The sequence below is a fragment of the Trichocoleus sp. DQ-A3 genome, from assembly GCF_039961975.1.
GTDB lineage: Bacteria > Cyanobacteriota > Cyanobacteriia > Cyanobacteriales > FACHB-T130 > FACHB-T130.
Window position 1 is genome coordinate 551,635 of the sequence record NZ_JAMPKC010000002.1, and the last position, 17,226, is coordinate 568,860.

The 17,226-nt window shown below is 45.7% G+C and carries 17 protein-coding genes; 10 read left to right on the forward strand and 7 right to left on the reverse strand.

The window, feature by feature from the left end:
• Nucleotides 1–16: 16 nt before the first annotated feature.
• Nucleotides 17–1,099 carry a tetratricopeptide repeat protein gene (locus tag NDI44_RS05695; RefSeq protein ID WP_190412738.1) on the forward strand — a complete coding sequence of 361 codons (1,083 nt, stop codon included), beginning with the start codon at nt 17–19 and terminating at the stop codon, nt 1,097–1,099.
• Nucleotides 1,100–1,148: 49 nt separating this feature from the next.
• On the opposite strand, the gene NDI44_RS05700 is transcribed toward NDI44_RS05695, so the two are convergent.
• Nucleotides 1,149–1,739: a hypothetical protein gene (locus NDI44_RS05700; RefSeq protein ID WP_190412739.1), complete on the reverse strand. Its 591-nt coding sequence runs from the start codon at nt 1,737–1,739 to the stop codon at nt 1,149–1,151.
• 427 nt (nt 1,740–2,166) lie between these two features.
• Between NDI44_RS05700 and NDI44_RS05705 the strand changes: the two genes are divergently transcribed.
• Nucleotides 2,167–2,856, forward strand: coding sequence for a triacylglycerol lipase (locus NDI44_RS05705; RefSeq protein ID WP_190412740.1), 690 nt, complete (start codon nt 2,167–2,169; stop codon nt 2,854–2,856).
• Here NDI44_RS05705 and NDI44_RS05710 read toward each other — a convergent pair.
• Nucleotides 2,786–3,217 carry a VOC family protein gene (locus NDI44_RS05710; RefSeq protein WP_190412891.1) on the reverse strand — a complete coding sequence of 144 codons (432 nt, stop codon included), beginning with the start codon at nt 3,215–3,217 and terminating at the stop codon, nt 2,786–2,788. The genes NDI44_RS05705 and NDI44_RS05710 overlap by 71 nt on opposite strands.
• A 161-nt stretch (nt 3,218–3,378) precedes the next feature.
• On the opposite strand from NDI44_RS05710, the gene NDI44_RS05715 reads away from it, so the two are divergent.
• Complete coding sequence (locus NDI44_RS05715; RefSeq protein ID WP_190412741.1) at nt 3,379–4,170, forward strand: TIGR00297 family protein; 792 nt, start codon at nt 3,379–3,381, stop codon at nt 4,168–4,170.
• A 24-nt stretch (nt 4,171–4,194) separates the two neighbouring features.
• Here the strand turns inward: NDI44_RS05715 and NDI44_RS05720 are convergent, their stop codons facing one another.
• Together NDI44_RS05720 and NDI44_RS05725 are read right to left on the reverse strand one after the other, a co-directional pair.
• Nucleotides 4,195–6,783 (reverse strand): type I secretion system permease/ATPase, encoded by a 2,589-nt coding sequence (locus tag NDI44_RS05720; RefSeq protein WP_190412742.1) that lies wholly within the window; start codon nt 6,781–6,783, stop codon nt 4,195–4,197.
• Nucleotides 6,732–7,487 carry a peptidylprolyl isomerase gene (locus tag NDI44_RS05725; RefSeq protein ID WP_190412743.1) on the reverse strand — a complete coding sequence of 252 codons (756 nt, stop codon included), beginning with the start codon at nt 7,485–7,487 and terminating at the stop codon, nt 6,732–6,734. Before NDI44_RS05725 ends, NDI44_RS05720 begins: the two co-directional genes overlap by 52 nt.
• A gap of 117 nt (nt 7,488–7,604) precedes the next feature.
• On the opposite strand from NDI44_RS05725, the gene NDI44_RS05730 reads away from it, so the two are divergent.
• Entirely contained in the window at nt 7,605–9,416 is a 1,812-nt protein-coding gene (locus NDI44_RS05730) for a serine/threonine-protein kinase (protein WP_190412744.1), read from the forward strand.
• Nucleotides 9,417–9,583: 167 nt separating this feature from the next.
• Here the strand turns inward: NDI44_RS05730 and NDI44_RS05735 are convergent, their stop codons facing one another.
• Nucleotides 9,584–11,947 carry a response regulator gene (locus tag NDI44_RS05735; RefSeq protein WP_190412745.1) on the reverse strand — a complete coding sequence of 788 codons (2,364 nt, stop codon included), beginning with the start codon at nt 11,945–11,947 and terminating at the stop codon, nt 9,584–9,586.
• Between the two features lie 155 nt (nt 11,948–12,102).
• Nucleotides 12,103–12,360, reverse strand: coding sequence for an ATP-binding protein (locus NDI44_RS05740; protein ID WP_190412746.1), 258 nt, complete (start codon nt 12,358–12,360; stop codon nt 12,103–12,105).
• A 403-nt stretch (nt 12,361–12,763) separates the two neighbouring features.
• Here NDI44_RS05740 and NDI44_RS05745 point away from each other — a divergent pair, with 403 nt between their 5' ends.
• Entirely contained in the window at nt 12,764–13,213 is a 450-nt protein-coding gene (locus tag NDI44_RS05745) for a pentapeptide repeat-containing protein (protein WP_190412747.1), read from the forward strand.
• Nucleotides 13,214–13,281: 68 nt separating this feature from the next.
• Here the strand turns inward: NDI44_RS05745 and NDI44_RS05750 are convergent, their stop codons facing one another.
• Complete coding sequence (locus tag NDI44_RS05750) at nt 13,282–13,869, reverse strand: SRPBCC family protein (protein ID WP_190412748.1); 588 nt, start codon at nt 13,867–13,869, stop codon at nt 13,282–13,284.
• Between the two features lie 238 nt (nt 13,870–14,107).
• Between NDI44_RS05750 and NDI44_RS05755 the strand changes: the two genes are divergently transcribed.
• The 5 genes from NDI44_RS05755 (at nt 14,108) to NDI44_RS05775 (ending at nt 17,115) form a co-directional block, all read left to right on the forward strand.
• The gene (locus NDI44_RS05755) at nt 14,108–14,263 is read left to right on the forward strand and encodes a hypothetical protein (protein ID WP_190412749.1); all 156 of its coding nucleotides are present in this window, start codon (nt 14,108–14,110) and stop codon (nt 14,261–14,263) included.
• Between the two features lie 20 nt (nt 14,264–14,283).
• Nucleotides 14,284–14,475, forward strand: coding sequence for a hypothetical protein (locus NDI44_RS05760; RefSeq protein WP_190412750.1), 192 nt, complete (start codon nt 14,284–14,286; stop codon nt 14,473–14,475).
• Between the two features lie 148 nt (nt 14,476–14,623).
• Nucleotides 14,624–15,415, forward strand: a complete 792-nt coding sequence (locus NDI44_RS05765) for a ChaB family protein (protein ID WP_190412751.1) — start codon at nt 14,624–14,626, stop codon at nt 15,413–15,415.
• Nucleotides 15,416–15,630: 215 nt separating this feature from the next.
• Nucleotides 15,631–15,795: a rubredoxin gene (gene rd / locus NDI44_RS05770; RefSeq protein WP_190412752.1), complete on the forward strand. Its 165-nt coding sequence runs from the start codon at nt 15,631–15,633 to the stop codon at nt 15,793–15,795.
• Nucleotides 15,796–15,846: 51 nt separating this feature from the next.
• Nucleotides 15,847–17,115 carry an NAD(P)/FAD-dependent oxidoreductase gene (locus tag NDI44_RS05775; RefSeq protein WP_190412753.1) on the forward strand — a complete coding sequence of 423 codons (1,269 nt, stop codon included), beginning with the start codon at nt 15,847–15,849 and terminating at the stop codon, nt 17,113–17,115.
• The last annotated feature ends 111 nt before the right edge of the window (nt 17,116–17,226 follow it).

Below are 17,226 nucleotides of genomic sequence, written 5' to 3' on the forward strand. Positions count from 1 at the left end.
TTTTTTAATTACTGTAATGCTTGAACAACTTGCGGAAGCTTTCGAGCGCAAAGACTATAAAACCGTTGCCTGGTTACTCAACCATCTGGTAAAACAGATGCCGCAAAATCCCTTAGTACAGTTTTATGTGGGACGGCTGTACGAAGAAACAGGCAAGTTGGAGGCGGCAGAAAATGCCTATCGGCAACTGCTACGGGAAACCACCAATCCCAAGATTATGACTCAAGCTCGTCAAGGATTGGGACGTATAGAAACGATCGCCCAACAAAAAAGACGAGACGCGATCGCTCAAGCCACCGCCGCCCCAGAAGACACAGAAGCAGGCGTCTTAGTTCTGGAAGCCGTCAGCGCCGAAAAGAAACAGGTCGCCGCTCAACAGTTAGCTCAAATCGTGCAGATAGACCCTTACACCGCACGGCTACAACTCCCCAGTCGCGGCTGGCGGTTGTACCGAACTGGTCCGGTAGGAGAACTGCGATTCTACAGTCAACAGATGCAGCAAGCTGAAATTCCCAACTTCTGGGCAAACCTTGCAGATGTTCGGAAACTTAACGTTTTTCGCGTCAGCCATTTCCTTTCGGCTTCCCCACCTAGCGTCGTTTGCGAGAACGAACACGGTCAGACAGGTTCCCTGACCTTCAACTGGTCAGAAGTCAGACAACAAGTCCAAGGACTCTTACCCATTTTTGGCGAAGTCATCGACCAAGATGCCCGTCGCCAACTGCAATGGAAAACTCAAACCCAAGACTATGCCCAATTAATCGACCTGCATCTTCCTTCCAGACACAGTATTCTTCGCCTTTGCGATAGCAACTACCAGTTTGGGCAGGGGATTTCCTTCAATCCACAGCCGACTCAAGCCAATCAGGCTACCAACCGTAGTCACTGGAACAATTTACTTCATTTTCTAGAAGGACATTTAGTTCAGACGCCGATTTGGGCAGATTTTACAGATTTTGCTCAAACTGCACTAGATCGCACAGAAATGCTAAAAAGTCTCAAGTCTCACATCGACTTATTTCGGCGCGAAGAAACCCTCTGGGACCCAGCTTTCCAACTGTACAGTGGGCTGGTTTTCCTCAGAGGGTCAAAGAATTAAAAAGCAAATCAAAAATTAGACAACAAGCCTGCTAATTTTTAATTTTTAATTATTTTTTCACCTGACGCGCCATGTCCATGAAGTTGCTCATGCTGGGACCGGGACGCCGACGAGTATTAGAGCTAGAAATTGGATTCAAGTATTTCGGAGCAAACGTGGTATCGGATTGGCTTTGACCTTTGCCGTTAATCGGTGCTGCTGGTTTCTCAGCAACTACTGCCTCAACACCTTCAGCCGTCTGAATTAGCTCTACTGGAGGTCTTTGAGCAATTTCTTTCGGTTCTGAGACTTCTTTAGAGTTTGATGAATTCTTGGATGCAGCCCCTACAAGTTCTGGGGTTGCTTGAGGCTTCGATGAATCTTTTTGTCCATTAGACGCAGATTTAGAAGCGGATGCAGATGCCTTCGCGGGTTCCGGCTTCTTCGATTCTGATGTTTGGGCTTTGACTGGTTCTGGCTTCTTCTGGCTCTCTTGTGCCGCTGGTTTTGCGTCTTTGGACTCTTCTAGCTCCATGTAGTATCCACCAGACTTCTTACGAGGAAGAGCAGCAGCCTCGTTTCCTTCAGATTTCTTAGAGCCAAAAATTCCACCAATGAAAGCGGTAATGCCGCCCAACAATTTTTTGATAAAACCAAACATTTAGTATTACTCCTGAGATTTAAATGACGATGTTGACTAATTCCCGAAACATTGGAGCAAGCTATTCTATTTTTGATGCAAGACTGGTATCGCCAAGGATAAGCTTAACTGCTCAGCTCAGAAAGCAGCCGCTTTACAATATGGACAAAGCGTTTCTACCGTTGCAATTTGCGATCCAGATCGGATTATGAAGTTTTACGGCGGACAAACGCAAGATTCCCAGATAGTTCTTTACAAAAATTTACAAATTTTGTTTTAGTAAGTACAGTTACCCAGCCAGTTAGCTCTGGAAAACGCTCTTTTGTTGCAAGAATTTACATTAATCTCAGATTTTAAGCCACAGCCACTCGACAGGCTGTCCTAAACCAACCCCAGCCGCGATCGCTCGTGTCTAAGCTGGGATTATATGAGATTAATTCCTGGCAAAATGAACAGTGCCCCTAAGCGCAATCCTGTATTGCTAATTCACGGCATCAACGACACGGCTGCTGTATTCCATAAAATGGCTCCTTACCTGGCACAGCAAGGCTGGTCTGTATACGATCTCAGCCTCACCCCCAATAATGGTGCGATGGGTCTGGACTCTCTAGCACAGCAGGTTGCTGATTACGTTGCCAAGACCTTTGCACCCGACCAACCATTTGATTTGGTCGGCTTCAGTATGGGAGGCATCGTTAGCCGCTACTACGTGCAGCGACTAGGGGGCATTAACCGGGTGCAGCGTTTTATTACCATATCAGCACCCAACCACGGAACGTGGGCGGGCTACTTTCACAATGGGATTGGCTGCGTTCAGATGCGCCCTGATAGCGCTTTTCTACAAGATTTGAATCGGGATGTGGCGATGCTGGAACAGGTGAATTTCACCTCGATCTGGACGCCTTTTGATTTAATCATTCTGCCACCGAATAGTTCGGAAATGCCCGTCGGTCAAAATCTACAGGTGCCAGTATTGCTGCACCCGTGGATGATTACAGATGCTAAGGGGGTTAAGGCTGTGGAGAAGGCACTTTTAGAACCACTGAAGCGCGATCGCGTAGCGTCTCCTAATGGGAATCGCCAATCTCGGCATACTCCCGAACCCCGAAAATTGCCTCGGCATGAGAGTAATATTTGAACTCCATCAGGTTATAAAAAGGATCTTCGAGGAAGAAGGTGCGATGTTCGGTGAGTTGACCGGGAAAGCGATGTTTCGGCTGCTGATAAAAGTGCAACTGTTGCTGTTGTGCCCGTTCTAGCAAGCTTTCCCAATCAGCCATTGATGTAAAAATTAGCCCAAAGTGCCTGGGATAAATCCCCCGTTGCGGGATAATCGGTTCTTTGCTAACGTGCCCCACAAGCTGATGACCGTAGAGATTCAGAATCAAGGCATCGCGGGTTTCTCGCCCAACTTGGCAGCCGAGTCCATCAGCGTAGTAGGCTTTGGCTTGGGCAACATCGGAGATGGGAAAAGCAAGATGAAAGATTGTTGGGTTCATCGGTAATATTCTGAGTGCTGTGCTTTTGCGGCGCTTTACTTGCAAGCGAAGATCAAGGGTGATATCGCTAATAGATACATCCTTCACTTGCGGTTCCTTTTTGCACCTCTCTCACGAGCAAGAGTATTGTGAAAGAGTGTTATGAATTCAAGATTTTTAAGATGCTCTCTACCATTAATTCTGTCAATCCCTGGTTAGTTGCAGTGGGATTGAATACAGTTTTGTTAGCGATCGCCTATTTCGCCCCTAAAAAGTTACTCACCCCCGCCGGATTCCTCCACGCTTGGGCGTTGGGCGTCATTATCTGGGGTACCCTCGGCTGGCGGGGATATTTAGTCGTCATGTTCTATTTTCTCGTAGGTTCTGCCGTCACGCGCATCGGCATGGCTCAAAAAGAAGCCGAGGGAATTGCCGAGAAACGCTCTGGGGCGCGGGGACCGGAGAATGTCTGGGGTTCCGCGCTCACGGGCACTCTATGCGCCTTAGGAACGCTACTGGTGAGTTATTTAGGGCAGCCCCAATGGGTGCCTTTCTTACTGCTGGGCTACGTAGCCAGTTTTAGCACTAAACTTTCGGATACCACCGCCAGCGAAGTCGGGAAAGCTTATGGTAAACGGACGTTTTTGATTACGACTTTACAACCTGTAGCTAGGGGAACAGAAGGGGCAGTCTCTTTAGAAGGGACAATGGCTGGAGTGGTGGCATCGGTTGCGATCGCTTGTGTTGGCTGGGGCGTTGGTGCGATCGATCTCATCGGGGTGGTTTGGTGCATAGTAGCAGCGTTTATTGCGACCAATTTGGAAAGTGTCATCGGTGCTACGCTGCAATCTCGCTACGATTGGCTTACCAACGAATTAGTGAATTTTCTCAATACATTAATCGGCGCGATCGCTGCAATTTTGTTTGCCTTAGCATGGTACTTGTTTACTCTGCCTACTGCGGGGATTGCTTGAAAATAGAATAATTTCCAGCAATCTTTAAACGGATGGCTGCTGACGTTGATAAAGCGACCAATACAACCCTTTTTTCTGCATCAATTCTAGATGAGTTCCTTGTTCCATTAGTACCCCTTTCTCCAGCACCAAAATCAAATCTGCCCGCTTGAGCGGCTCAAATCTGTGGGCAATCATAAAAACTGTACGGTTTTGGGAAATCGCTTGTAAATTTTGTAAAACTTGCTGCTCTGTTTCGCTATCTAAGGCGCTAGTCGCTTCGTCGAGAATTAAAATAGGAGCTTGAGATAAGAATAAACGAGCTAAGGCAATTCGCTGACGCTGACCGCCAGATAAAGCAGTGCCTCGTTCTCCAACATTATTCTCGTAACCGTGGCTTAGTTCGCTGATAAAATCTTCGGCGACAGCTAACCTCGTGGCTTCTACGACTTGTTCGGTACTAATATCTGAATTGCCTAAAGTAATATTCTCCAAGATGGAACCGTTAAAAAGAAAATCTTCTTGGAGAACTACACTGATCTGTTGGCGCAAAGATGCTAAATCAGCACTTTTAATATCAAACCCATCAATGAGAATCCGCCCTGATTCAATTGGGTAAAGTCGTTGTAAAAGCTTGGAAAGGGTACTTTTACCAGAGCCACTTCGCCCGACAATGCCGACAAACATTCCCGGTTCAACAGTGAAGGTAATTCCTCGCAAGATTGGTTCTTGATTGGATTGATAGCGGAAGAAAACCCGATCGAAGGTAACTTTACCTTTCAGAGTGGGAAGAACTAGACCCGATCCGGGTTCGGCTTCGGGGGCTACGTTGAGAATATCTCCAATTCGGTCTACAGAAAGTAAAACTTGCTGGAGATTCTGCCACAATTGCACTAAGCGTAAAATTGGCCCGGTCATTCTTCCAGCCAGCATTTGAAAAGCGACTAGCTGACCAATTGTGAGCGTATGGTTGATGACTAGCGCGGCTCCAAACCAGAGAATCAGTAAGTTGGAAAAATTAGTGAGAAAGTCACCAATATTGTTACTGATATTAGAGGTGGTAGAAGCTTTAAAGCCGGTGCGGATGAAGCGGGCAAATAAACCTTCCCAGCGATCGCGTGCGGTTCCTTCGGCTGCATGAGCCTTCACTGCATGGATTCCCGTCACCGTCTCTACAAGAAACGATTGGCTATCCGCACTGCGGTTAAAGGTTTCATTCAACCAGTTCCGGAGAATCGGCGTCGCCACCAATGTCAACATTGCAAATAGCGGAATCACTGCCAAGGCAACGAAGGTAAGCTTGACATTGTAGTAAAACATCAGCGCCAGGTAGACAACGGCAAAGATGCTATCTAAGATGACAGTTAACGCCGTTCCGGTGAGAAATTGGCGAATATTTTCCAGTTCTTGTACTCGCGCTACCGTATCTCCAACGCGGCGAGACTCAAAATAAGCTAGTGGTAGCCGCATCAAGTGGCGAAACAATTGAGCAGATAAACTAAGGTCTAAGCGTCGTGCAGTGTGGGTAAAGATGAATAGCCGCAAGATGCCTAGAATCGCCTCAAAGATAGCAACGCTCAAAAGCGCGATCGCCATCACATCCAAAGTCGGTAGACTTTCCTGCACCATCACCTTGTCAATAATCACCTGAGTGATGATTGGCGTCGCTAAACCCAACAGCTGCAACGTGAAAGACGCAACCAGGACTTCCCCCAGTAAACCCCGGTAACGCCAAACTGCCGGTAAAAACCAAGTAAGGTTAAATTTGTCTTGTCGCTGAATCAGTTCAACTTGCCACAGTTGCCCATCCCAAGCAGCTTCAAGTGAGGACAAAGGAATACTTTCGCAAGTTTGACTAGGGTTGAGGGGGTTAGCGATGATGACGCGATCGCCTTTTACCTCGTATACCACCACCCAATGTTCCTGGTTCCAATGCAACAAAGCCGGAAAAGATAGCTGCTGCAATTCGCGCCCAGATACTACCAAGCGTCGCAGATGTAGCCCTATTTTCTCACTGGCTTCTACAAGCTGTTTCGGGCGTTGTCCCCGCAACTGACGTTGTATCCACTCTAAAGAAGCTGGATTTTGTAAGTATTGCGCCACCATTGTTAAGCAAGCAGCCGCTGAGTTAAGGCTAGAAATAAACGGATAATTACTTACAGGTATCCTCGTTTCGGTTTCTATCGTTGCCTCTTCGCCGCTAGATTTCACACCGCTAGATTGCTGCCAAAAGCTATCAAGTTCTGGTGATGAAGCTTCATTCCATAACGTCGTATCCCAGCGCACTACCACAACTTCTTTGCTAGAGGCGATCGCTTTAAATCCCAGGAATTGCTGCAAGTCGCCGAACCAATCTCCCGCCTCTAAAGTTGCCAGCGGTTTCGCTACTCCTTCTTCCCGCAAACGCACCTTTCCAGACACAATTAAAAACTGGTTGCCCAGACGATCTGTAGACCAAATTTTTTCCCCCAAGCTGTAGTAACGAATTTCGGCTTGCATCTGGAATTTCGCTTGCTGTTCGGATGTCAGCAAGCTCAGAGGTGGAACATTCCCAGGCAAAATTTTAGCGAGTTCAACACTACTCAACTGATTTGCAGTTTCACCGTTAAGTTTTGAATTTTCTGTGCTAGCCATTGCTCAAAAAGTTCATTTTGTAGTGCTTCCTTTAGCTGACTATCTTCTAACGAGGCTGGAAGGAATTGCTCAACACGAAATAAAGCCCAACGATTTTCCAGTTTTAATGGCTCTAATAACCGTCCTGGACTCGCGGTATCAATCGCGGCTCGGATTTGGTCTGGAAGCGTTCCTCGGCTGACTGGCCCCATCATGCCATTTACAATCCGATCATCTGTGAGAGAATACTCTTGAGCTAATTGTTCAAAGCTGGCTCCCTCTTCAATTTGGCTATATAATTCTTCAGCTAATTCTTGTTGGGCTACCACAAGACGAGAGAGTACAACCCGATCCAGGAATAGCTTGCGTTCAATGAAATATTCTTGCAGTTTCGGCTCTGCAATCTGAGTTTTGAGCTTGGTGAGCTGAAAACCAGATTTTACCTGATTGTGGAATGTTTCGTAGTCGATTCCACTGCGAACAAGCCATTCTTGGAAACTCTTGGGATCTGCTAAATTTCGCTGCAACCGAAAATCAATCACTGCTTGCTCAATTGCCGCTAAGCTAATATCTAGCTTGAGGTTTTTTAATTCTTTATCCACAACGTACTGACGAAGGATTTCTCCAATAAAAGAACTGAGTTTACCAGAAAATTGCAGATATTTTAGAGTTTCTTTAAGGGAAATTGATTGGTCATTTACGAGGAGAAAAGGTACAGATTCCATAATATAGACAATTGAGGGAATGTTTGTATTTTCTAAAATTATGAGTAATTATATACAAGAGAGATATCCGCTCCACAAAAAGCTTTATCATAGACGCAATCTGCCGATTTTCTGTCTATGAGCTATTGCCTGAATTCAGGTTGCAACAAGCCTCAAAACCCTGTTGGCACAAACTTTTGTACAAGTTGCGGAACGAAGTTACTGCTCAAGGATCGATACCGCGCGATCGCGCCCCTGGGTGAGGGTGGATTTGGTAGAACTTTCTTGGCTGAAGATGCAGACAGGCTAAAAGCTGCTTGTGTAATTAAGCAATTTTTGCCAGTGCCAGAAATTCAAGGCAATTCAGCGGCAATGCAGAAGGCAACCCAGCTATTTGAGCAAGAAGCGAGACAGTTACTGCAACTGGGAGAACAACATCCACAAATTCCCAGTTTATTTGCCTATTTCGAGCAAGATAAACGCCTGTATCTGGTGCAGCAATATATAGAAGGGCAGGAATTAGGTCAAAACTTAGAACGGCAGGAAGCATTCACAGAAGACCAAATTCGAGATTTATTAAATGATTTGTTGCCAGTGCTGCAATTTGTCCACGAACATCAGGTGATTCACCGGGATATCAAGCCGACGAATATTATTAAACGTAAAAGAGATGGCAAGTTTGTCCTAATTGATTTTGGCATTTCCAAACAATTAACAGTCGGTACTGGTTTAACTAAAACAGGCACGAAAGCTGGCACAGAAGGCTACGCACCCATCGAGCAATTTCGCGGCGGTAAAGCTTATCCAGCCAGCGACTTATACAGTTTAGGCGTTACCTGCATTCATCTGCTGACAGCAACCAAGCTTGATGAACTTTACGATCCATTAGAGGGCTGCTGGCTATGGAAAGAGCATCTGAAGGAAAAGGGGAAAAATGTCAGCAGCCAACTGGGTCAAGTTTTGGATAAGTTACTGAAAGATTATGTGAAAGAACGCTATCAATCAGCCGCTGATGTGTTGAAAGACTTGAATGCTGCATCTACCCCACCACCGCCAAAATCTCAGAATTGGAGATGTGTCTACACCCTCATAGGGCATTCAAGCTGGGTTCGTTCTATAGCTATCAGTCCGAATGGGCAGACTCTTGCCAGTGGCAGCAATGACAAAACCATTAAGCTGTGGCAGTTGGACAGTGGCAAGCTGATTCACACTCTCACGGGGCATTCAAGTTGGGTTCGTTCTATAGCTATCAGTCCAGATGGGCAGACTCTAGCTAGTGGTAGTGGAGACAGCAATATTAAACTGTGGCAGGTGGACAGTGGTAAGCTGATTCGCACTTTCACGGGGCATTCAAGGTGGGTTCATTCTGTTGTTTTTAGTCCGGATGGGCAGATTCTTGCCAGTGGTAGTGGGGACAAAATCATGAAGCTGTGGCAGGTGGGAAGTGGCAAGCTGATTCGCGATTTTACGGGGCACTTAGACTATATTTTTTCCGTTGCCTTTAGTCCGGATGGGCAAACTCTTGCCAGTAGCAGTCAGGATTACACTATCAAGCTGTGGCAGGCGGGCAGTGGCAAGCTGATCGAGACTCTCACGGGGCATTTAAACCGGGTTTATTCGGTTGCTTTTAGTCCGGATGGGCAGACTCTTGCCAGTGGTAGTGGAGATAAGACTATCAAGATTTGGCACTTGGAGACTGGTAAGCTGATTCACAGTCTCACTGGATATTCAAATTCAGTTTGTTCCGTCGCTTTTAGTCCGGATGGGCAGACTCTTGCCAGTGGTAGTGGAGACAACACCATTCAGAATTGGTCGATTGACAGTGGTAAGCTGATTCACACCCTCAGAGGGCATTCAAATTTGGTTTATTCAGTTGCTTTTAGCCCGGATGGGCAGACTTTAGTCAGTGGCAGCGAGGACAAGACTATCAAGATTTGGCGGTGCGATTAACTGGGCGAGAACTGTTGCAAAGCGCGGCTCCTAGTACATTCTTTGGTCGTTGGATAAAATTGAGCTGCAACTATAGCATTCCTGAATGATTCGTGAAGGCGAGATACCCGACTTTTTAGAAAAGTCGGGTATTTGAAACGCTACCAATCATAGAAAAACAAAATTTTCTAATTTGCAGTAAGAACCACCTGTAGGTTTTTCAACAACTCCTCTGACGTGTAGGGCTTTGGTAAAAAGGTTTTAACGTTATTGCCAGTGATTTCAGTTATCTGGTAATTAGATGTAAGTCCACTAACGGCAATAATTTTGACCTGAGGATTGATTTTTTGTAAAGCCCGAATAGTCGTTATCCCATCCATAGCTGGCATCATCATATCGACTAATACAGCGTTAATATCTTGCTTGTGTTCTGCATATAGCACCAATGCCTCCACTCCATCATTAGCGGTTAAAACTTTGTAATTATAGGTTTCTAGAGAAATTTTCGTAAGCTCGCGAATGGAATATTCATCATCAACAACGAGAATTAATTCTCCTTGTCCTCTAGGCAATTCATGATGCACATTTTTCATGTCATCTGTTATCGTTGCCTGCGCTACTGGTAAGTAAATATAAAACTGCGTTCCTTGCCCCACTTCGCTAAGTACCTGCACAAATCCACCGTGACTTTTAATGATACCCATCACCGTTGAAAGACCTAAGCCAGTGCCTTGTCCAATCTCTTTTGTTGTGAAAAATGGCTCAAAGATTCTATCTATTATTTCCCTTGAGATTCCCATCCCTGTATCGGATACAGTAATGACAACGTAAGGGCCAACCTTAGCGTCAAGATTCATCCGGACATAGTGTTCATCAACCCATAGATTCCTGGCACCAAGCTCTAAAGTTCCCCCATTTGGCATTGCATCCCTAGCATTTACGCAGAGATTCATCAATACTTGGTGCAGCTGAGTTGCATCCCCAGAAATAGTCCAAAGATCAAGCATGGGGATATCGGTGCGGATTTCAATCGCTCTAGAAAACGTCTGTTTAACAATCTGCTCAATTTCTTTAATAATGTGCCCTACTTGCAGAGTGGTTCGCTTCCCTTCGACTCCTCGCACAAATGACAGCACTTGTTTAACGAGATCGGCACTTCGTTTAGTATTGGTTTCTAGTGTTTTTAGTATTCGCTGGCTCTGCTCATCCTGGAGTTTGTGTTCCAAGATTTGAACAGACATTAATACAGGCGCTAGGGCATTGTTGAGATCGTGAGCAATCCCGCTTGCCAGAGTGCCGATACTCTCCATGCGCTGTGCCCGAAGAAACTGGGCTTCGAGTTGTTTCCTCTCTGTAATATCGGTATTAACAGTTAAGATAAATTTGGGTTGTTCTTCTTCATCCCGAACGAGAGTCCAGCGACTTGCAACGATAATATTTTTCCCGTCTTTTGTGACTTGATGCAATTCACCCTGCCACTCGTTTTCTTGGGCAAGAATATTCTGATTTTTTTGGAGTTGTGGTGAAATTTCCTTGTATAAAAGTTGATTAGCATTCTTACCAAAAACTTCTTCTGTCTTCCATCCGTACAAACGTTCAGCCCCTTTGTTCCAAAATAGGATTTGGTTGTTCAGGTCTCGGACGAGAATTGCATCGGTTGTAATATCAAGCAAAGCCGCTTGTTCTTGGATTTTCCGATCTGCCTGTTTGCGCTCGGTGATGTCAAGGACAAAACCGACAACGTTTGGTTGAGATGGTTCCATCAGCGCTGCACCAATCATCACTGGAACGCGACGACCATCTTTGGAAATAAATTCTTTCTCGTAGGGAGTACAATTGCCAGAACTGAGGAATTGTGCGATCGCGTCTTCGTCTAAATGGCGATATTCGGGCGGAGTAATTTCATCCCAACGCAAACCTCCCGTTGGCAGTTCCTCCCGCTCATATCCCACCATCTGTAGAAAGGCATCATTCGCTTCGGTAATATTGCCCCGAAAATCTGCGAAAATAATCCCAATGATATTCGATTCAACCAAGCATCTAAATCGAGCTTCGCTTTCCTGGAGCGCTATAAATGCTTGCTCTCGTTCTGCTTCTGCTTGTTTGCGTTCGCATATCTCCTGTTCTAAACGTATATTTTGGTCTATCAGTTTTTTGGTCAAGCAACGCAGGCGTAGGTGGATGCTGACACGGGCTAAAACTTCTTCATGCTGGAGCGGTTTAGTAATGTAATCTACCGCCCCAAGATTCAACCCTTTGACCTTATCCACTGTCTCACTCAGCGCGGTCATAAAAATTACGGGAATATCTTGAGTTACTTGATTCGCTTTTAGGCGGCGGCAAGTTTCAAACCCATCTATTCCGGGCATGAGTACATCTAACAAAATTAGGTCGGGTGAAGCATACTCGGCACTTTCAATTGCACTTTCGCCATCTTCAGCCACTAAAACTTGGAAGCCGGAATGAGCCAGGAAATCGAACAGCATTCCCAAATTGGTAGGAGTGTCATCAACGATTAAGATAACTCCTTTTTCAACCGTATCAACACTCATTCATACCTCTTAAATTCTGTAATAAACTATAAGACTTGTTTCTCTTTAAAACCTTACCGAATTGACAAAATGGGTAGTATACGGGATCAACTGCCGATCCAACCCCTCAAGGTAAGCGATCGCTCTACGACGCCTCTAAAATCGTCTTTCCTTGCCTAGATCGAGCAAGTCTGCGATTTCCTTGGCAGGTGGAGGGTACTCTTGACTTTGAATGCGCCACTCATCAGTTGAACTAATTGACAGCGAATTGCCAATTTTAATCCGGTTCCTTTTGCATCCGGTGTAATACCAATTCCTGTATCTGCCACCTGAAACTGGGTTCTCTCCGTTTGGTAGCCCACTTTGAAAGTTATAACGCCAATTTCTGTAAACTTGACTGCATTGCGAAGTAAGTTAATTAAAACTTGCCGCAACTAGATCGCCTCGCGTCTGAGGATGGGTTTATAAACTTCCTTTAATCAAGAGGATTTACCAATTCCTAACCGCATTTTTAAAGGGTTCCTTTTTTCCCTTCATCTGGACTGCAAGCAATCCACCTTTGTATAGATTTTAAGATATTTTTCCTTATTTAAAATTACACCAAATCGTCAAGAAGCGTAACGAATTTATAAATCTTTTAGCTTTTGATAACCGAAACTTTTGTTTGTATTCTTAGTATTAAAAATTTGTTAAATTTTCAAGGTTTATTGCAAACGTCATATAAGAAACAGTTTTAAATGATTTAACCAACCCAATTGGATAGACAAATGTGGCGGTTTTCTTTCTCCTCAGAGATAACGCCTCGCTGGATAATAAGCTTAGGAGGCGAAAAACGTCATGAAACTCACAATACTGGTTGCCGCCGCTTTATCGGTGCCGCTATCGCTGGCGACGCCCGTACAAGCGGCAAATATGGGGCACGTCAAACGATTGCTGGAAACGAAAGAATGCGTAGGGTGCGACCTTTCCGGTGCTGATTTAAGCGGTGCCGACTTGAGAGAAGCGAACCTGCAACGGGCTAACTTAAGGAAAGCCAACCTAACCGGAGCCAATCTGGCTGGTGCTAACTTATACGTAGCGGACTTAGATCGCGCCCAGCTCAGAAACGCTAACTTACAAAATGCCATCCTAAGATTTACGCGCTTAACGGATGCCAACTTAGAAGGTGCTGACCTGCAAAAAGCGACTTTGAGATTTGCAAACTTGACAGGTGCCAAGCTGAAAAATGCCAACTTGCTTGGGGCTGACTTAAATAGTGCTAATTTATACCAGACAAATATCCGATGAAGAATTCTGCCTGGTATCGTTATCCCCGATAATTTAGGTGCATTTAGAACTAAACGCGATCGCCTCTTTTAACTGCCGCACATCACCTGGCGCATAGTTCGCATATTCACAGGCAGTTCTAGCTGCATTGCCTGTTCGATGAAAATTGACGGCACTGGGATATTGGGCGTTGCTTTTACTGTATAGGTGAGCAAAGTGCCATTCTCGTAATCTTGCAAACTTAAGTCAGCACAGAAATCGGTAAAAGTACCTTTTTCCAAGCGAAAATGAATTTGCTGCTGCACGATCTCAGACACACTCAGATAAGCCTCAACCTGAAGACTGAGAAACAGGAAAGTTTTCGTGGCAACTTGGTAAACACTCTTGGAACTCGTCCCTTCCGGTAAGCCAACAGGCGAGGAGACGTTGGAGTGCAGTACCTCAGAGTGAGTAACATCTGGGAAATATTGCACCCAACGGGGATAGTCTGTCACTTGTTGCCAAACGCGCGATCGCTCGATTGGCAAATACATTTGGGCAGTAACAGCACCCCCCCACGTAGAACGCAATTGCGTTTCTATCAAAATCTCACCTTGCAAAAGCGCCGTTGAGTATCTCTTTCTCAGCGACAAGTCTGAGGCGGCATCCATCGAGTCCGACGGAAAAAGTATACTCATACTGACTCAGCTACTCCTCAATCAATAGTAATTCGATGTCAAGCTAACACAGGTTGTCTCGGACGTGGAAGGCAAGGTATGTTGGCTAATCTCCTAATTTGATCCTACATCGCTGTTTCAGCAACTCAGTATGTAACAATGATGACCATAATTCCTCAAGCATGTCAGGAGCCAAGGAACGTGAGTTGCTCTCCCAACCCAGGCACCGCAATTTTGTTGTATCGCTGGCATTGCTTTAGTGATTACAGCGATTATCGTGGTGCTGAAAGGATCGGGCGTTCTGAAGCAGCTTCCTGACTACGTCATCTGGGCGTTAGTTCTCTTTACCTTGGTTGCTGCCTCGGCGGCATTTGCAGCTTGGGCGGACGTAGCCGATGGCAATATTCTGTTTTAACCATTTATTTGGTCGAGTCTGTGAGCCAAACTCCTAACCCTGAAACCCTGATTTCTTCTATTTTTGCCAGTGTTGTAGGGCTGACAATTGCGGTGTATCTGTTGCGAGGATTTGGAATTCTCACGTTCATCCCTGGCGGCGTTATCTGGATATTAATTTTGCTTTCAATTGCGAGTGGGATTACTTACGGCGTTCAGCGCACTCGCCGATAATTGCTTTCTTTTTCAAAGTTTGTTAAGTCATTTAGTATCTTTAAATACATTTAATATCAACCTTCGGGGCGATTCGCTGGAATTGTCATGTTCGCTATTCTCCAAGAGAAATTAACAAAAATTAAAAAACAAATTTCAGGAGAAGTGAATGACCGCGACAAACCCAACTACACAGCCAAGTGTTTCCACAGTAGAACGCAGTATCTCAGCCGTTTTCAAAGAGCGCGAACAAATTGAGAAAGTGATTCACCGCTTGCTCGATCGGGGGATTTCCCGCGACGATATTTCAGTAATCGGCAAAAACTTTCATTCCGAAACTCGCATCGCTGGATTCATCACCAAAAAAGATGTGATTTTAGGCGGGCTAAGAAGCGGCGGCATCTTTGGTTCCTTGTTTGGTTCAGCCCTTGGCTTGCTGACTGGTGTGGGAGTGCTGTTCATTCCTTTTGTGGGTTCAGTCGTCGCGGCAGGACCCATTGGTGCGGCGTTGCTGGGTGCAGCAAGTGGTGCTTTAGCGGGTGCAGCGGGCGCTGGTTTAGTTTCTGCTTTGGTCGCTTTGGGAATGCCAGAAGACAAAGCTGCCATTTATCAAACTCGCGTCGAAGCTGGAGATTTTCTGGTAGTTGTAGAAGTCTCTGCCAATCAATCCGGTGAAATTCAGCTGCTGCTAGAAAGTGCTGGTGGCGAAGAAGTGCATACCAGCGAAACCACATTACCCCGCAAACGCGCTGGGAAACTGGAAAGTCCTAGCGATTTGTCCCCGGAAGTTCGTTCTCACCTCTCAGAGGATGCTCAAAGGACATTTATCGCCAATTACAACAAAGCGCTAGAAGACTCTGGCGATGAATCCAAAGCCGAACATCATGCCTGGGATGTTGTTTCTGAACAATTTGAACAAGATGAACACGGCTTTTGGTCGAAGGCTAAAGCAAAGCTCTAGCAACTGGGCGGTTGAAAGTGCGTCTACAAGAGAATTAACCTGCTGGCGTGGGTTTCAAAACTTTTGATTCGGCTTAAGGCAAGTGCGATTCAGCGATAGTCCTTGGCTCAAAACTTAAGTTTCTTGAAGATGAACAATGGGTTCTGCAAAAGCCGATGTAATTTCGATTACGTCGGCTTTTAGTATTATGTATAGGCAAATGTTGAGGAGCGATAATGAAGAAGTATATATGTACAGTTTGCAACTACATCTACGATCAACAACAAGGCGACCCAGATAGCGGTATCCAACCGGGTACGGCATTTGAAGATATCCCGGAAGACTGGGTATGTCCTACGTGTGGAGCCACAAAAGCGGATTTTGAACCATACGACGGGTAGGGAGATGATATCGCATCTGTACGGAAAATATTCCGTGAAATCGGCAATAGCTTGATTGTGCAACCTTTAAAAGTAGTAGTGATTGGCGGTGGGGCAGCGGGGTTTTTTGGTGCAATTACCTGTGCCGAAACTTATCCCCAGGCGCAAGTAATTTTGTTAGAAGCAGGACGACAACCCTTATCTAAAGTTCGGATTTCTGGCGGCGGGCGATGCAATGTTACTCATGCTTGCTTTGACCCGGCTGGTTTAGTGCAATATTACCCCAGAGGTGGGAAAGCACTTCGGGGGGCTTTTAGTCGTTTCCAAGCTAAAGATACAGTCGTTTGGTTTAGCGATCGCGGCGTCCAATTGAAAACTGAACCGGATGGACGGATGTTTCCAATTACAGATAGTTCCGAAACTATTGTGGATTGTCTGTTTGAGGCAGCAAGGGCATCTGGAGTGCAGATTCGCAGGGGAACACCTGTTGATAAGATTTTCCGGCAAGTGACTTCATTGAATCAACCACTCGACACCGGCTTTGAGATCCAGTTGAAGTCAGGAGAGATCCTCAAGTGCGATCGCATTCTCCTCGCTACCGGCAGCAATCCCCAAGGCTACCGCTGGGCAAAAACTTTAGGACACACGATTGAACCACCCGTTCCCTCTCTATTCACCTTTACGATTTCCGACCCCCGGTTGCAAGATTTAGCCGGAGTCAGCGTGGAAAGTGCGCGGCTGCGTTTAGGTGTCGGTAAAACTCAGTTAGAACAAATCGGGCCATTACTGATTACCCACTGGGGTTTGAGTGGCCCTGCTGCCTTGAAACTGTCTGCTTGGGCGGCTAGAATGCTGCACGATTGCAATTATCGAACAACGTTGCAAATTAATTGGCTACCCCAGTACAACCCGGAAAAGCTGCGGGAAATGCTTTTGGCGGTCAAGTCCCAATTACCCCAACGCGCCATTTCTACCAGTTGTCCGCTGCCCTTACCTCGACGCCTCTGGCAGAGTTTAATTGCTGCTGTGGGGATTAGTGGGGAACAGCGTTGGGCGGAATTATCTAATAAAGTTCTCAATCAGCTAATTCAAGAACTTTCCGAGGGTAAGTACCAAATTCAGGGGAAGGGTGTCTTTAAGGAAGAATTCGTTACCTGTGGCGGCGTCAACTTAAAGGAAGTGAACTTTAAGACAATGGAAAGCCGCATCTGTCCGGGACTTTACTTTGCCGGAGAAATCCTCGATATTGACGGCGTCACGGGTGGCTTTAACTTTCAGAGTGCCTGGACGACTGCTTACTTAGCGGGTCAGGCAATGGGCAATGAAGAAATTAAAAATTAAAAATTAAAAATTAAAAACCCAAAAATTTAATTTTTAATTGTGTCTTGGCGGTGCGAATACTTGATGAATCTCTTGTATAGCTGCCAATTCATTTACAGTTGTCCATGAATA

Coding starts and splice junctions, on each gene's coding strand:
- NDI44_RS05695 (WP_190412738.1), top strand. CDS start 17: ATGCTTGAACAACTTGCGGAAGCTTTCGAGCGCAAAGACTATAAAACC.
- NDI44_RS05700 (WP_190412739.1), bottom strand. CDS start 1,739: ATGTTTGGTTTTATCAAAAAATTGTTGGGCGGCATTACCGCTTTCATT.
- NDI44_RS05705 (WP_190412740.1), top strand. CDS start 2,167: ATGAACAGTGCCCCTAAGCGCAATCCTGTATTGCTAATTCACGGCATC.
- NDI44_RS05710 (WP_190412891.1), bottom strand. CDS start 3,217: ATGAACCCAACAATCTTTCATCTTGCTTTTCCCATCTCCGATGTTGCC.
- NDI44_RS05715 (WP_190412741.1), top strand. CDS start 3,379: ATGCTCTCTACCATTAATTCTGTCAATCCCTGGTTAGTTGCAGTGGGA.
- NDI44_RS05720 (WP_190412742.1), bottom strand. CDS start 6,783: ATGGCTAGCACAGAAAATTCAAAACTTAACGGTGAAACTGCAAATCAG.
- NDI44_RS05725 (WP_190412743.1), bottom strand. CDS start 7,487: ATGGAATCTGTACCTTTTCTCCTCGTAAATGACCAATCAATTTCCCTT.
- NDI44_RS05730 (WP_190412744.1), top strand. CDS start 7,605: ATGAGCTATTGCCTGAATTCAGGTTGCAACAAGCCTCAAAACCCTGTT.
- NDI44_RS05735 (WP_190412745.1), bottom strand. CDS start 11,947: ATGAGTGTTGATACGGTTGAAAAAGGAGTTATCTTAATCGTTGATGAC.
- NDI44_RS05745 (WP_190412747.1), top strand. CDS start 12,764: ATGAAACTCACAATACTGGTTGCCGCCGCTTTATCGGTGCCGCTATCG.
- NDI44_RS05750 (WP_190412748.1), bottom strand. CDS start 13,869: ATGAGTATACTTTTTCCGTCGGACTCGATGGATGCCGCCTCAGACTTG.
- NDI44_RS05765 (WP_190412751.1), top strand. CDS start 14,624: ATGACCGCGACAAACCCAACTACACAGCCAAGTGTTTCCACAGTAGAA.
- rd (WP_190412752.1), top strand. CDS start 15,631: ATGAAGAAGTATATATGTACAGTTTGCAACTACATCTACGATCAACAA.